The organism is Gordonia sp. B8661-1, assembly GCF_059427765.1.
The window spans coordinates 698,686-711,632 of the sequence record NZ_JCAHRL010000002.1 but is presented as its reverse complement, the minus strand read 5'-3'; the positions used below and the strand labels follow the sequence as shown (position 1 = coordinate 711,632).

13 protein-coding genes are annotated in these 12,947 nt (G+C 67.9%); 9 read left to right on the top strand and 4 right to left on the bottom strand.

Annotation, left to right across the window (positions count from 1 at the left end):
• Nucleotides 1-6: 6 nt before the first annotated feature.
• The gene (locus AC4JJG_RS07390; RefSeq protein ID WP_495400261.1) at nt 7-798 is read left to right on the top strand and encodes an adenosylcobinamide-GDP ribazoletransferase; all 792 of its coding nucleotides are present in this window, start codon (nt 7-9) and stop codon (nt 796-798) included.
• Between the two features lie 24 nt (nt 799-822).
• Here AC4JJG_RS07390 and AC4JJG_RS07385 read toward each other — a convergent pair whose 3' ends face one another.
• The 3 genes from AC4JJG_RS07385 to AC4JJG_RS07375 all read right to left on the bottom strand — a co-directional run bounded on the left by AC4JJG_RS07385 (nt 823) and on the right by AC4JJG_RS07375 (nt 3,710).
• Nucleotides 823-1,929: a branched-chain amino acid aminotransferase gene (locus tag AC4JJG_RS07385; protein WP_495400260.1), complete on the bottom strand. Its 1,107-nt coding sequence runs from the start codon at nt 1,927-1,929 to the stop codon at nt 823-825.
• Nucleotides 1,930-2,003: 74 nt separating this feature from the next.
• Entirely contained in the window at nt 2,004-3,113 is a 1,110-nt protein-coding gene (gcvT, locus tag AC4JJG_RS07380; RefSeq protein WP_495400259.1) for a glycine cleavage system aminomethyltransferase GcvT, read from the bottom strand.
• 57 nt (nt 3,114-3,170) lie between these two features.
• Nucleotides 3,171-3,710 carry a CHAP domain-containing protein gene (locus AC4JJG_RS07375; RefSeq protein ID WP_495400509.1) on the bottom strand — a complete coding sequence of 180 codons (540 nt, stop codon included), beginning with the start codon at nt 3,708-3,710 and terminating at the stop codon, nt 3,171-3,173.
• A 203-nt stretch (nt 3,711-3,913) separates the two neighbouring features.
• On the opposite strand from AC4JJG_RS07375, the gene AC4JJG_RS07370 reads away from it, so the two are divergent.
• The 8 genes from AC4JJG_RS07370 (at nt 3,914) to AC4JJG_RS07335 (ending at nt 12,272) form a co-directional block, all read left to right on the top strand.
• A complete protein-coding gene (locus AC4JJG_RS07370; RefSeq protein WP_495400258.1) occupies nt 3,914-5,455 on the top strand; it encodes a leucyl aminopeptidase in 1,542 nt (513 codons plus the stop codon).
• A gap of 209 nt (nt 5,456-5,664) precedes the next feature.
• A complete protein-coding gene (gene sucB, locus AC4JJG_RS07365; protein ID WP_495400257.1) occupies nt 5,665-7,533 on the top strand; it encodes a 2-oxoglutarate dehydrogenase, E2 component, dihydrolipoamide succinyltransferase in 1,869 nt (622 codons plus the stop codon).
• 7 nt (nt 7,534-7,540) lie between these two features.
• Complete coding sequence (locus AC4JJG_RS07360; protein ID WP_495400256.1) at nt 7,541-8,425, top strand: TIGR01777 family oxidoreductase; 885 nt, start codon at nt 7,541-7,543, stop codon at nt 8,423-8,425.
• Entirely contained in the window at nt 8,418-9,167 is a 750-nt protein-coding gene (gene lipB / locus AC4JJG_RS07355; RefSeq protein ID WP_495400255.1) for a lipoyl(octanoyl) transferase LipB, read from the top strand. Before AC4JJG_RS07360 ends, lipB begins: the two co-directional genes overlap by 8 nt.
• On the top strand, nt 9,164-10,204 hold the full coding sequence (lipA, locus tag AC4JJG_RS07350) for a lipoyl synthase (protein ID WP_495400254.1): 1,041 nt from the start codon (nt 9,164-9,166) through the stop codon (nt 10,202-10,204). Before lipB ends, lipA begins: the two co-directional genes overlap by 4 nt.
• A gap of 39 nt (nt 10,205-10,243) precedes the next feature.
• The gene (locus tag AC4JJG_RS07345) at nt 10,244-10,987 is read left to right on the top strand and encodes a DUF4191 domain-containing protein (protein ID WP_495400253.1); all 744 of its coding nucleotides are present in this window, start codon (nt 10,244-10,246) and stop codon (nt 10,985-10,987) included.
• Between the two features lie 81 nt (nt 10,988-11,068).
• A complete protein-coding gene (locus tag AC4JJG_RS07340; protein WP_495400252.1) occupies nt 11,069-12,067 on the top strand; it encodes a hypothetical protein in 999 nt (332 codons plus the stop codon).
• A 25-nt stretch (nt 12,068-12,092) separates the two neighbouring features.
• Complete coding sequence (locus AC4JJG_RS07335) at nt 12,093-12,272, top strand: hypothetical protein (RefSeq protein ID WP_495405748.1); 180 nt, start codon at nt 12,093-12,095, stop codon at nt 12,270-12,272.
• Between the two features lie 120 nt (nt 12,273-12,392).
• Here the strand turns inward: AC4JJG_RS07335 and AC4JJG_RS07330 are convergent, their stop codons facing one another.
• Nucleotides 12,393-12,896, bottom strand: a complete 504-nt coding sequence (locus tag AC4JJG_RS07330; protein ID WP_495400251.1) for an RDD family protein — start codon at nt 12,894-12,896, stop codon at nt 12,393-12,395.
• Nucleotides 12,897-12,947: the final 51 nt, after the last annotated feature.

Below are 12,947 nucleotides of genomic sequence, written 5' to 3'. Positions count from 1 at the left end.
GATCCGGTGCGCTCACCCATCACGGCACTGCACGTCGCCTTCAGTTGGCTGACTGTCCTCCCGGTGCCACAGCCGCGCGTTCCGATGGACCGCACCACCGGCGGAGCCGCGATCAGCGCCGTTCCGGTTGTCGGGATCTTCCTGGGAGCGGTCGCGGCGGGCCTGGCCGCAGCGCTCGCGCAGACGGCACTCCCGGTCCTGATGATCGGATTGCTGGTCGTCGGCGCGATGATTCTGCTGACCCGGGGCATGCATGTGGACGGGTTGTCCGACACCGCCGACGGCCTCGGCTGCTACGGACCTCCCGAGCGCGTCGCCGAGGTGATGCGCGGCGGATCCGCCGGGCCGTTCGGTGTCGCCACCCTCATCATCGTGCTCGGCGTCCAGGCGGTCGGCGTGGCCGGACTGACCGACGAACACCGGTGGTACGACATCGCTTTCGCGATGGCCGTCGGACGGTTCCTGGCGGTGACGGGCGCCCGTCGCGGCATTCCGGCCGCCAATCAGAGCGGGTTCGGCTCGATCGTCGCCGACACGCAGCGTCTGTCGATCGTCGTGTGGTCGGCCGTCGCGCTCATCGCGGCGGCGGCCTCGGGATGGTTCGGATCAGGCTCGGGCCCAACCGATTTCGATGCCGGGTCGGCGGTGCAGGCCATGGTCGTGCTGATCGTCGTCACCGCGGGTGGCTGGTGGTTCATCGCCCACTGCGCCCGCCGGGCCGGCGGCCTGACCGGCGACGCGCTGGGCGCGGTGATCGACATATCGGTGGCGGCGACGGTGGTCGGCCTGCTGATGTGACCGCGCCACCCGTCGCTCGTCCGATCAGGCGGGGTGGAGTTCGGTCATCCAGCCGTGGGTGTCGGCGAAGGTGCCGCGCTGGATGCCGGTGAGCGTGTCCCGCAGCGCCAGCGTGACGGGGCCGGCGGTGCCGTCCCCGATCGTGTAGTCGTCGGTGTCGCCACGCACACGACCGACCGGGGTGATCACCGCGGCGGTACCGCACGCGAAGACCTCGGTGATGTCGCCGGAGGCCACCCCCTTGCGCAGTTCCTCGGTGCTGATCCGTCGTTCCTCGACCGCGAATCCGGCGTCGGTGGCCAACTGCAGCAACGATTCCCGGGTGATGCCGGGGAGCAGCGAACCGGTGAGCTCAGGGGTGACGAGCGTCGCGTCGGCACCGGAACCGAACACGAAGAACAGATTCATCCCGCCCATCTCCTCGATGTAGCGCCGTTCCACCGCGTCGAGCCACACGACCTGATCGCAGCCGTTCTCGGTGGCCTGCGCCTGCGCCAGGAAAGCGGCCGCATAGTTGCCGCCGCATTTGGCGAAGCCGGTTCCCCCCGGTGCGGCACGGACATATTCGGTACTCAGCCACACGCTGACCGGTCGGACACCGCCACTGAAGTAGGCGCCGGCGGGCGACGCGATGACGGAGTAGATGTATTCGCCCGCAGGTGCATTGACACCGAGACCGGCCTGGGAGGCGAACATGAACGGACGCAGGTACAGCGCCTCTTCACCGCCGGCCGCCGGCACCCAGGCGTTGTCCGCGGCGAGCAGCGCACGGAGCGATTCGAGGAAATCGTCGACGGGGAGCGCGGGCATCGCGAGCCGCTCGGCCGACTTCTGCAGGCGCAGGCCGTTCGCTTCGGGACGGAACGCCGCGATGGAACCGTCCGGCTGCCGATACGCCTTCAGCCCCTCGAAGACCTCTTGCCCGTAGTGGAGCACCATGGCCGACGGATCCAGGGCGATCGGACCGTACGGGGTGACCACCGCGTTGTGCCATCCACGGTCCTTGTCGTAGTCCACCATCACCATGTGATCGGTGAAATACTTGCCGAATCCGGGGGCTGCCAGGATCTCCGCCCGCCGGGTTTCCGACACCGGATGGGGATGTTCGGTCCGCGTGAACTCCAAGGTCATTGGACAATCGTACCGCCGCACCGCAAACCGGTTTTCGCCCCTCCGATCGCGTGACACACCCCGGCCGGACGGCCTCAGACGTGCGACGGCACGAACGGCAGCTTGACGATCTCACACGGCAGGTCACGACCGCGGACGTCGACGATCACCTGTGCACCCGGCGCGACCCCGGGATCGGTGTCGATCAGGGCAAGCGCGATGCCCTGCTTGCGTGTCGGCGAGAAGGTGCCCGAGGTACACCGACCGATCACCGTGCCACCGGGCGCATCGAGAACGTCGCATCCGGCGCGCGGCACACCCCGGCCGGTCGCGACCAGTCCGTACAGGCGCCGTGCCGGTCCGTCGGCCTTCTCGGCGATAAGTGCCTCGCGGCCGAAGAACTCGGGCTTGTCCCAGCCGACGGCCCAGCCGGACCGCGCCTGGACGGGCGTGATGTCGCGCGACAGTTCGTGACCGTGCAGGGCGTAGCCCATCTCGGTGCGCAGGGTGTCGCGCGCACCCAGCCCGGCGGGCTGTCCCCCGTGTGCCGTGACCGCGTCGAGCAGCACATCGAAGACCGGGCCGGCATCGTCCCACCGCGGCAGAAGTTCGTAGCCACGTTCTCCGGTGTAGCCGGTGCGGCACACCCGAACCGTCGCCGGTCCATCTGCCGTCTGCAATTCGGCGTCGGCAAAAGCCATGTAGTCCATGTCGGTCGGAAGCCCCAGCGCGGCAAGCACTTCGGGAGCGCGAGGTCCCTGTACCGCGAAGACCGCGTAGTCCCGGTGACGATCAGTGACCGTCACTGCATCGGGTGCGGCTGCCGTCAGCAGTTCCACGACGTCCGCGGTGTTGGCGGCGTTCGGTACGAGGAAGACCTCGTCGTCGGACACCAGATACGTGATCAGATCGTCGACGACACCGCCCGACTCGTCGCAGCACAGCGTGTACTGGGCCTTGCCCGGACCGATCTTCCCGAGATCATTGGTCAGCGTGCGGTTGACCAATTCGGCCGCGCCGGGACCGGTGACCGACGCCTTCCCGAGGTGGCTGACGTCGAAGATCGCCACCGCCTCGCGCACCGCAGTGTGTTCGGCGACGGTGCCCGCATACGACACCGGCATCTCCCAGCCGCCGAACTCCGCGAACGAGGCACCGAGCGCGGTGTGACGGTCGGCGATGGGTCCTGCGAGGAGTTCTGTCATGGACACATACGGTACCGGCCGGACCGGTGACGGTCGGGCGCGGCGGCGACGGCCGGTCTACCGGCCGCGCACGCCGGGGGGCAGACCGTATCCCTGGATGCCGGGTTCGCGGCCGAGCCGGAAGGTCCGCAACGTGATCCCCTGCCGTTCGTTGCCGCCGACCGTCGTGACGACGTCCCCGACGCGCGTCACCACGATGTTGGTGTGCTGCCCCAGTGGACTCGGCCGGTCATAGAGGACGACGTCACCGGGCGTCGGCCGATGATCCGGCAACGCCCACCGACCGCTCTCGCGGTAGTAGTCGGTCAGCGTCGCCACGCCCGGTATGCGCCAGGAACCGGAGGTGGGATTCTCGAAGGGGACGTCGGCCGCACGCATCGTGGCGCTGACGAAATTCGCGCACCACGGCTGTGACTCGCCTTCGGAGAACGTCGCGCCCGGGGCATTCTCGCCGTACTCCGTCCGGGCCACGGTCAGGATGCGCGTGCGCACGGGCCCGAGTCCGGGATCGATGGCCGGAAACGCCGCCCGTTCGGCCGGCCCGGTCCCGGTGATCCGCTCCACGGTCGTCCCACTCCCGCCGCGTGGCACCACCATCAGCACCGCGGCCACCGCGGCCAGGATCAGGAGTGTGACACCGCACGCGATTCGGAGTCCGACGCGCCCACGGGTGCGCGAGGAATCCGCGCCGGGGACCGATGACATGGGCGCAGATTACCGCCGGTGACCACACCCGGGCGCATACGTAGGCCACCCGAACGACATCGTCGCGCCGAACGCCCTGTGGCAGAGTTGCTCAGGTGACGAAAAATGCGAACGTCGACCGCACACGCGGTCCGGAACTGGATCTGGCCACCACCATCGACAAGGCCGACGAGGCACTCGTCGTGGGTCTCATCGCCCCGGAGACCGGCGAGAAGGACTCGTCGAACGCGGCGGAGCCGGTACTCGTCATCGGCGAGGGCATCCTCGACGACGCCCGGGCCGAGGCGATCAGCACCGCCATCACCCAGGTCGGCGGATCGGGTGCGCACGGTTCGATCACCCGCATCCCGGCACCGGCCGGACTCGGCGTCCGCCAGGTCATCGCGGTCGGGCTCGGTTCCGCCGACAATCTCGACGATCCCGAGCAGATCCGCCAGGCCGCCGGCATCGCGGCACGCGAACTCGAGGGCATCGATCGCGCGGCCACCACGCTGTCCGCCGTCAACCTGTCCGCGGCCGCCGAGGGATTCTTCCTGGGCGCCTACCGATTCGACGAGTTCCGGTCCGACAGGTCCCGGCCCAAGAAGTCGCTGCCGACCCGGATCGACCTGCTCGTCGACGACAAGGGCAAGGCGGCCAAGGCCGAATTGGCCCACGCCGTCGCGGTCGCCGATTCCGTCGCCATCGCCCGCGACTTCGTGAACACACCACCGAGCCATCTCTTCCCGGAGGAATTCGCCGAGCGCGCGCGCCATCTCGGCAGCGCCGCGGGACTGAAGGTCGAGGTGCTCGACGACAAGGCACTGGAGAAGGCGGGTTTCGGCGGGATCATCGGCGTCGGCAAGGGATCGTCGCGGCTGCCGCGCCTCGTCCGTCTCACCCACTCGGGCAAGAAGGGCGCCAAGAAGGTCGCACTCGTCGGCAAGGGCATCACCTTCGACACCGGCGGCATCTCCATCAAGCCCGCGGCCGGCATGGAGAACATGACCTCCGACATGGGTGGCGCAGCGGCGGTCATCGCGTCGGTGATCCTGGCCTCCCGCCTCGGACTCGACGTCGAGGTGACCGCGACGGTCCCGATGGCGGAGAACATGCCGTCGAGTACGGCACAACGCCCGGGCGACGTGCTCACCCAATATGGCGGCACCACCGTCGAGGTGATCAACACCGACGCCGAGGGCAGGCTGATCCTGGCCGATGCGATCGTGCGCGCCTGTGAGGACGAGCCCGACTACCTCATCGACACCGCAACACTGACCGGCGCGCAGATGGTCGCGTTGGGCACCCGCACTCCGGGCGTGATGGGCACCGACGAATTCCGTGACCGGGTGGCCGCACTCTCGGCGGAGGTCGGTGAGAACGCCTGGGCCATGCCGCTTCCCGCAGAGCTGCGGGCCGACCTGAAGTCGCGGGTGGCCGATCTGGCGAACGTCACCAATCACCGGTGGGGCGGCATGCTCTCGGCGGGCATCTTCCTCAAGGAGTTCGTCCCCGCCTCGGTGGAGTGGGTCCACATCGACATCGCCGGTCCCGCCTTCAACACGGGCGGCCCGTGGGGATACACGCCGAAGGGCGGCACCGGCGTCCCGGTGCGCACCATCGCACGCGTCCTCGAGGACATTTCCGCCGAGGACTGAACGTCGGCGCGAACCGGCTCCGTGACGCCGCCCGCCGTTCGGACACGGCGTGACGAAGATCGCCGACAGGCCGAGCCGGTGTGACATGAGCCGGGTAGGGTTGACCGAGGATGGACGGCTCACCCCGCCGACCCCATCCGGTGCACCGCGGCGCACACACCGGGGCGCACGAAATCTTCAGACCACAGTCGAGTCAGGAGTCAGAAACGATGGCCTTCTCCGTCCAGATGCCCGCGCTGGGTGAAAGCGTCACCGAAGGAACCGTTACCCGGTGGCTGAAGGCGGAGGGCGACACCGTCGAGGCCGACGAACCCCTGCTCGAGGTGTCGACCGACAAGGTCGACACCGAGATCCCTGCTCCTGCTTCGGGTGTGCTGGTCAAGATCATCGCCCAGGAGGACGACGTCGTCGAGGTCGGTGGCGAGCTCGCGCAGATCGGTGAGGAAGGCGAGTCCGCCGGCTCCGACGATTCGTCTGCCGACGAGGCCCCTGCCGACGACGCCGAGCCGGAGGCAGCAGCCGAACCCGAGCAGTCGTCGCAACCGGCCGCCGAGGAGTCGGCACCCGCCGACGAACCGTCGGTCACCCCCGCCGCCGAGTCCGTGTCCGGTGGCTCGGGCGCCGCGTCGGGCACCGATGTGGTGATGCCGGAGCTCGGCGAATCCGTCACCGAGGGCACGGTGACCAACTGGCTGAAGTCCGTCGGCGACACCGTCGCGGCCGACGAACCGCTCCTCGAGGTGTCGACCGACAAGGTCGACACCGAGATCCCGTCGCCGGTGGCGGGCACCCTGCTCGAGATCGTCGCGCAGGAGGACGACGTGGTCGAGGTCGGCGGCAAGCTCGCCGTGATCGGTGACGGCTCCGCCGCACCGGCCGGGTCCGCGCCCGCCGAATCGGCACCGGCCGAGCCGGAGTCCTCCGAGAAGTCCGCGCCGGCAACGACTTCCGAGCAGTCGGCACCCGCGGCCGACTCCACCCCGGAACCCGAGCCCGAGCCGGAACCCGAGAAGCCCGCGGCGCAAGAACCGAAGAAGGCGGAGCCGGAGAAGGCACAGCCGGCCGCTGCGACACCGTCACCCGAGGTCACCGTCTCCAAGTCGGAGCCGGAGACGATGACGTCGACGCCGTACGTCACTCCGCTCGTGCGGAAGCTGGCGGCGGAGAACAACATCGATCTGAACACGGTCACCGGCACCGGCGTCGGTGGACGCATCCGCAAGCAGGACGTCCTCGCGGCCGCCGATGCCGCGAAGGCACCGGCAGCGGCCGCACCGTCGTCCGGTGCCTCGCCCGCCGCATCGTCCCAGGCTCCTGCGGCCGCGGCGTCCGAGGTTCGTCCCGAGCTCGCCGCGCTGCGCGGGACGACCCAGAAGATCAACCGCATCCGGCAGATCACTGCGCAGAAAACGCGTGAGTCCCTGCAGAATTCGGCGCAGCTGACGCAGGTCTTCGAGGCCGACATGACGAAGGTCGTCAACCTGCGCAAGGCCGCCAAGGAGTCGTTCAAGGCCGCCGAGGGCGTCAACCTCACCTTCCTGCCGTTCATCGCGAAGGCGGTCGTCGAGGCGCTCAAGCTGCATCCGAACGTGAATGCGTCGATCGACGAGGGCAAGAAGGAGATCACCTATCACGACAAGGTGAATCTGGGCATCGCCGTCGACACCGAGCAGGGTCTGCTCTCCCCCGTCATCCACAACGCCGAGGATCTGTCGATCGCCGGCCTCGCCCGGGCGATCGCGGACATCGCGGACCGTGCGCGCAACGGCGGCCTCAAGCCCGACGAGTTGGCCGGTGGCACGTTCACCATCACCAACATCGGTAGTCAGGGCGCGTTGTTCGACACACCGATTCTCGTGCCGCCGCAGGCGGCGATGCTGGGCACCGGCGCGATCGTCAAGCGTCCGGTGGTCATCACCGACGAGAACGGTTCGGACTCCATCGCCGTGCACTCGATGTCCTACCTGCCGCTGACCTACGATCACCGGCTCATCGACGGCGCGGACGCCGGACGATTCCTCACCACCGTGAAGAAGCGGCTGGAGGAGGCCGCCTTCGCGGCCGAGCTCGGTCTGTAGACACCGGATGCGGATCGCCGTCGCCGGATCGACGGGCCTGATCGGTGCGGCCCTGGTCCCCGCTCTGCGTGGGGCCGGGCACACCGTGGTCCGGCTGGTCCGGCGGGAAGCCCGTTCGGATGACGAATTCAGCTGGGACCCGGAGACTTTCGGGGTACCCGACGAAAGTCTCGCCGGGGTGGACGCCGTTATCGCACTGGGCGGGGTGCCGGTGGCGAAGCAACTGTGGACGGGCCGGTTCAAGCAGGAACTGCGTGATTCGCGGATCACGCCTGCCGAGGTGCTCGCCGAAGCGGTGAACCGGGCCGGCGTTCCCACCCTGATCAGTGCGAGCGCCACCGGCTTCTACGGTGACACCGGGTCGCACGCCGCAATCGAGACCGACGCGCGCGGCGACGGCTTCCTGCCCGATCTCGTCAGCGACTGGGAGCAGGCGGCCACCGCTAATGCGGGCGCCGACACACGCGTGGTGCTGCTGCGCACCGCGCCGGTGCTGTCCCGTCGCGGCGGACTGCTCTCGCGTCTACGTCCTCTGTTCTGGGCGGGCCTCGGTGGCCCGATCGGTTCCGGCAAGCAGTACTTCTCGTGGATCACCCTGCCCGACGAGATCCGGGCCATCTCCTTTCTGCTGGAATCCTCGATCTCCGGTCCGGTGAATCTGGCGGCTCCCGGTGCGGTGCCGTTCGGCGACTTCACCGCGGCGCTGGGCCGCGCGATGCACCGGCCGACGGTGTTGTCCGTGCCGTCCTTCGTCGCCCGACGGGCGGGAGGCGAGATGGCGGAGGAAATGTTCTTGGCCAGTCAGCGCGTTGCACCGGAGGTGCTGACGAGTCACGGCTTCACCTTCGACCACCCGACCATCGACGACGCCATGGCGTATCTCCATGCGTGAGGGCAGCATTCGCGCGTCGTCGGCCCCCATCGAGGTCCGGCGACTCGGTACGGTCGACTACCGCGACACCTACGAACTCCAGCACCGACTGGCGGCGGACCGTGCCGACGGCTCCCTCGACCATGACGTGCTGTTGCTCCTGGAGCACCCGTCGACCTACACCGCGGGCAAGCGCACCGAGGACGCCGACCGCCCGACCGACGGGTCGCCGGTCGTCGATGTCGATCGCGGCGGACGTATCACCTGGCACGGTCCCGGGCAGATGGTCGGATACCCGATCGTGAAGCTCGCCGAACCGCTCGACGTCGTCGAATACGTCCGTCGTATCGAGGCCGCACTCATCGACGTCTGCGCCTCCGCCGGCATCGAGACCACGCGGGTGGACGGCCGATCCGGAGTCTGGGTCGTCGACGACACATCCCCCGGCCCCCCGGGCGCCTTCCGCGAACGCAAGCTCGGACAGATCGGCATCCGCGTCGCCCGGGGCGTCACCCTGCACGGATTCTCACTCAACGTGGATCCCGACATGGCCGCCTTCGACGCCATCGTGGCCTGCGGCATCCCCGACGCCGGGGTGTCGTCGCTGCGGCTCGAATCGGGTCGGCCACACACCGTCGACGACCTCTGTGCCCCCGTCGCCGAGGCGGTTCGCGCGGCCCTCGACGGAACCCTGACCAGAACCACCATCCCGGCCGCACCGACGGCCGGCACGCTCGCGCCGAGCGTACGATCGGAGCAGTGACCGTGTCTTCAACTTCCACCGGATCGACTCCGCAGGCACCCGAGGGCCGGAAACTCCTTCGGCTCGAGGTGCGCAACGCGCAGACCCCCATCGAGCGCAAGCCGAACTGGATCAAGACGCGCGCGACCATGGGCCCCGAGTACACCGAGCTCAAGAGCCTGGTGAAACGTGAAGGCCTGCACACCGTCTGCGAGGAAGCCGGCTGCCCCAACATCTACGAATGCTGGGAGGACCGCGAGGCGACCTTCCTCATCGGCGGAGAACAGTGCACCCGCCGATGCGACTTCTGCCAGATCGACACCGGGAAACCCGCCGAACTCGACCGTGACGAGCCGCGCCGGGTCGCCGAGAGCGTCCAGGCGATGGGACTGCGGTACTCGACCATCACCGGCGTCGCACGCGACGACCTGCCCGACGAGGGCGCGTGGCTCTATGCCGAGACCGTCCGGGCCATCCACGAACTCAATCCCGGTACCGGCGTCGAGAATCTCATCCCCGATTTCCACGCCAAGCCCGATCTGCTGGCCGAGGTCTTCGAATCCCGCCCCGAGGTCCTCGCACACAACCTGGAGACGGTGCCACGCATCTTCAAGAGCATCCGACCCGCCTTCCGCTATGAGCGGTCACTCGAGGTGATCACCGCCGCAAGGGATTTCGGGCTCGTCACCAAGTCGAATTTGATCCTCGGGATGGGCGAGACCCCCGAAGAGGTCCAGTCGGCGATCGTCGACCTGCATGAGGCGGGCTGCGACATCCTCACCATCACCCAGTACCTGCGCCCCTCGGCTCGTCACCATCCGGTCGAGCGATGGGTCAAGCCCGAGGAGTTCGTCGACCATTCGGACTTCGCGACGGAGATGGGTTTCGCCGGCGTGATGGCCGGACCGCTGGTGCGGTCGTCGTATCGGGCGGGTCGCCTGTACGCACAGGCGATGGCGCGCCACGGCCGTGAACTGCCTCCGGCGATGGCCCACCTCGCGGACGAGGGCTCGGCAAGCCAGGAAGCATCGTCGCTGCTCACCCGCCTGGCCCGGTAGTCGCTCGGCGGCTGCCGCGGCCCACGTAAACTGGTCACCATGGCAAAGGCTCAGCCGGCGGACAAGGAAGCGAAGGCCGCCGCGAAGAAGGCACGTAAGCAGGCAAGCAAGGAACGCCGTCAGCAGTTGTGGCAGGCGTTCCAGATGCAGCGCAAGGAGGACAAGCGCCTCATCCCCTACATGGTGGGGGTCCTCCTGCTGGTGGTCGCGGTGTTCGTGGTCATCGGTCTGCTGATCGGCCGTGTCTGGATGCTGCTGCCCTTCGGCATCGTGCTCGGCATCCTGGCCGCATTCCTGCTGTTCGGTCGGCGGGTCCAGAAATCCGTCTACACCAAGGCCGACGGCCAGCCGGGGGCCGCGGGATGGGCGCTCAGCAACATGCGAGGACAGTGGCGGGTGTCGCAGGCGGTCACCGGTAACAGCCATCTCGACGCGGTACATCGGGTGATCGGTAAGCCGGGCGTCATCCTGGTCGCCGAAGGCTCCCCCACCCGTGTGAAATCGCTTCTCGCCCAGGAGAAGAAGAAGGCTGCGCGGATCGTCGGCGATACGCCCATCTACGAGATCGTCGTCGGCAACGACGACGGCCAGATCCAGCTGAGCAAACTCGAACGCCACATCAACAAGCTGCCGTCGAACATCAACGCCAAGCGCATCGACGCCCTCGAGGGCCGGCTCAACGCCCTCGGCGGACGCTCGGCCGGACAGGGGATGCCCAAGGGGCCGATGCCCGGCAACGCGAAGATGAAGAACATGCAGCGCACCGCGCGGCGACGCAGCTGATCGACGTATCCGGTAGGCCACCCGAATGAATATCGGGGTGACACAAGAGGGTTGCGTGTCAGGCATGGCTACGATCACCTGGTGACTGAACGCGCCTCGAACGCCGGTGTGCCCGATCTGGTCTCGGACCTCACATGGGATCAGCTACGTCGACGGCTGTTCAGCCGCGTTCAGCGAGCAGACTTCACCGAACGCTACCGAGAGAAGGTCGCGGCCCACGACGCGGAGAACGGAACCGTCGTCGATCTGAACACCAATGCCGGCTTCGACTATGTACGCGTGGTTGCCCCGGGACTCATCGAGATGTTGTACCTCGACCACCCCGACATGGTCTATCCACTCATCGATGCCATGCTGCCGCCGTCGATTCCGGTTGATGACCTGTGGGCGGCCGCGCGTCTCAACACCGCGTGCGAACCGATCATGCACCGGGAGCAGCTCCCGGTGGAGGGTGCCGAGGATATTCGGCTACTCGCCGGTGACTCCCTCTTCATCGCCTCGAAGATCGTGGACGTGGCCCGTCTGATCAGTTCCATCGGCGTACCTGCGGACAGCAAACTCCTTGTCGCCGTGCCGACCCCGAATCAGGTTCTGTGCCAACAGATTCACGAGCTCAGCGACGCTCGCGTGGCGGGCCGCTCCATGATGAGGGCCACTGCTGCCCTGTTCGCCGACGGCAACGGGTTGTCCGCCGATCTGTACATCTGGAACGGCAGCGAACTGGACATCCTCGTCTCCGGCGAGCAACTCGACGCGGACGGGGACGACGACGTCAATCCGGATGGAGCTGTCCGGAATTTCATCGTCTCGGGCGACGACTTCGAGACCGAGTCGACCGACGAATCGCTCGACGAACCCGAAGGGTCGACAACACAGCTCGAGGCGACCCCGTTGACCGATGCCGAAATACGCACGCTCATCCGGTCACGGGTGATCAAGGCCTCCGATCAGGGGGCCGGTCGCCGACCTGATCACGATGCCCGGCGAACTACTCCGTTTCCTCATCGACGACAGTGGTCCCGCCTTGATCTCGGCCCCCACTCGGCACTTCGTCTGCGTGCATCACATCGTCGACGATGACGGGATCGACACGACCGTGCCGGTCATGCTGGGCGCCAGTCGGGCGCTTCACACCGGCACGCCGGCACCATTGTGCCCTGATCTCTATGCCTGGGACGGCGAACGACTGAGCCGATTCGCCTATATCGATGCGGACACGAACGAGCACACGTGGCTGCCGCACCCGACCATCGGTGAGAATTGCCTCCACTGGCTCCTCGACTGAACCGCGCCGAAATCCACCCTCCGGCCGAGCTTCGAACCCACATGCGTATCGGCACCTCGCGCCCGGGCCGTTTTCCGGAGAAACATTGCGTCCGAGCGGTTTCCGGAAATCCGGCGACTCTCAGCGTGAGCGCACGATCGCGGTACCGGTCGCCCGATCATGGAGGGCGCGACCGTTGTAATCGTTGATCAGGGCGGGCACCAGGAAGCACAGGAGCACCTGGCGTGCCAGGGTCCGCAGCACACCGACGGCCGCGGGCGGCACCTCGCCCTTCGCCTCGGCGCCCGCCCGTTCCGGCCCGAAGTCGACGCGTGCGACACGCAGACCGACGGCGAACTGGCCGGGCGTGAAGCCGAAGAGAGTGACCGCGATGACTCCGATCACGAACCACACACCGAGGACGACCGTCCCGAGTACGGGCGAGCCGAATCGGACGAAGAGCAGGGAGATGCCACCGGCGAGCAACCAGTCGATGAGCAGGGCGAGGACGCGCGGCCATCCCGAGGCGAGGCTTCCCGGGCCGTGCTCCGGCAGGCCCAGATCGGCACCGCGATACTCGATGGTGGCGTCGTCACCTGGTCCGATCTGGGGTCCGGACAGCCACGATCCCGTTGCTCTTCCCATCAGTGCGCGCTCCCGTTCATGGCATTCATGCTAGACGCGTCCAATCGCACA

Coding starts and splice junctions, on each gene's coding strand:
- AC4JJG_RS07385 (WP_495400260.1), bottom strand. CDS start 1,929: ATGACCTTGGAGTTCACGCGGACCGAACATCCCCATCCGGTGTCGGAA.
- gcvT (WP_495400259.1), bottom strand. CDS start 3,113: ATGACAGAACTCCTCGCAGGACCCATCGCCGACCGTCACACCGCGCTC.
- AC4JJG_RS07375 (WP_495400509.1), bottom strand. CDS start 3,710: ATGGTGGTGCCACGCGGCGGGAGTGGGACGACCGTGGAGCGGATCACC.
- sucB (WP_495400257.1), top strand. CDS start 5,665: ATGGCCTTCTCCGTCCAGATGCCCGCGCTGGGTGAAAGCGTCACCGAA.
- AC4JJG_RS07360 (WP_495400256.1), top strand. CDS start 7,541: ATGCGGATCGCCGTCGCCGGATCGACGGGCCTGATCGGTGCGGCCCTG.
- lipB (WP_495400255.1), top strand. CDS start 8,418: ATGCGTGAGGGCAGCATTCGCGCGTCGTCGGCCCCCATCGAGGTCCGG.
- AC4JJG_RS07345 (WP_495400253.1), top strand. CDS start 10,244: ATGGCAAAGGCTCAGCCGGCGGACAAGGAAGCGAAGGCCGCCGCGAAG.
- AC4JJG_RS07335 (WP_495405748.1), top strand. CDS start 12,093: ATGCTGGGCGCCAGTCGGGCGCTTCACACCGGCACGCCGGCACCATTG.
- AC4JJG_RS07330 (WP_495400251.1), bottom strand. CDS start 12,896: ATGGGAAGAGCAACGGGATCGTGGCTGTCCGGACCCCAGATCGGACCA.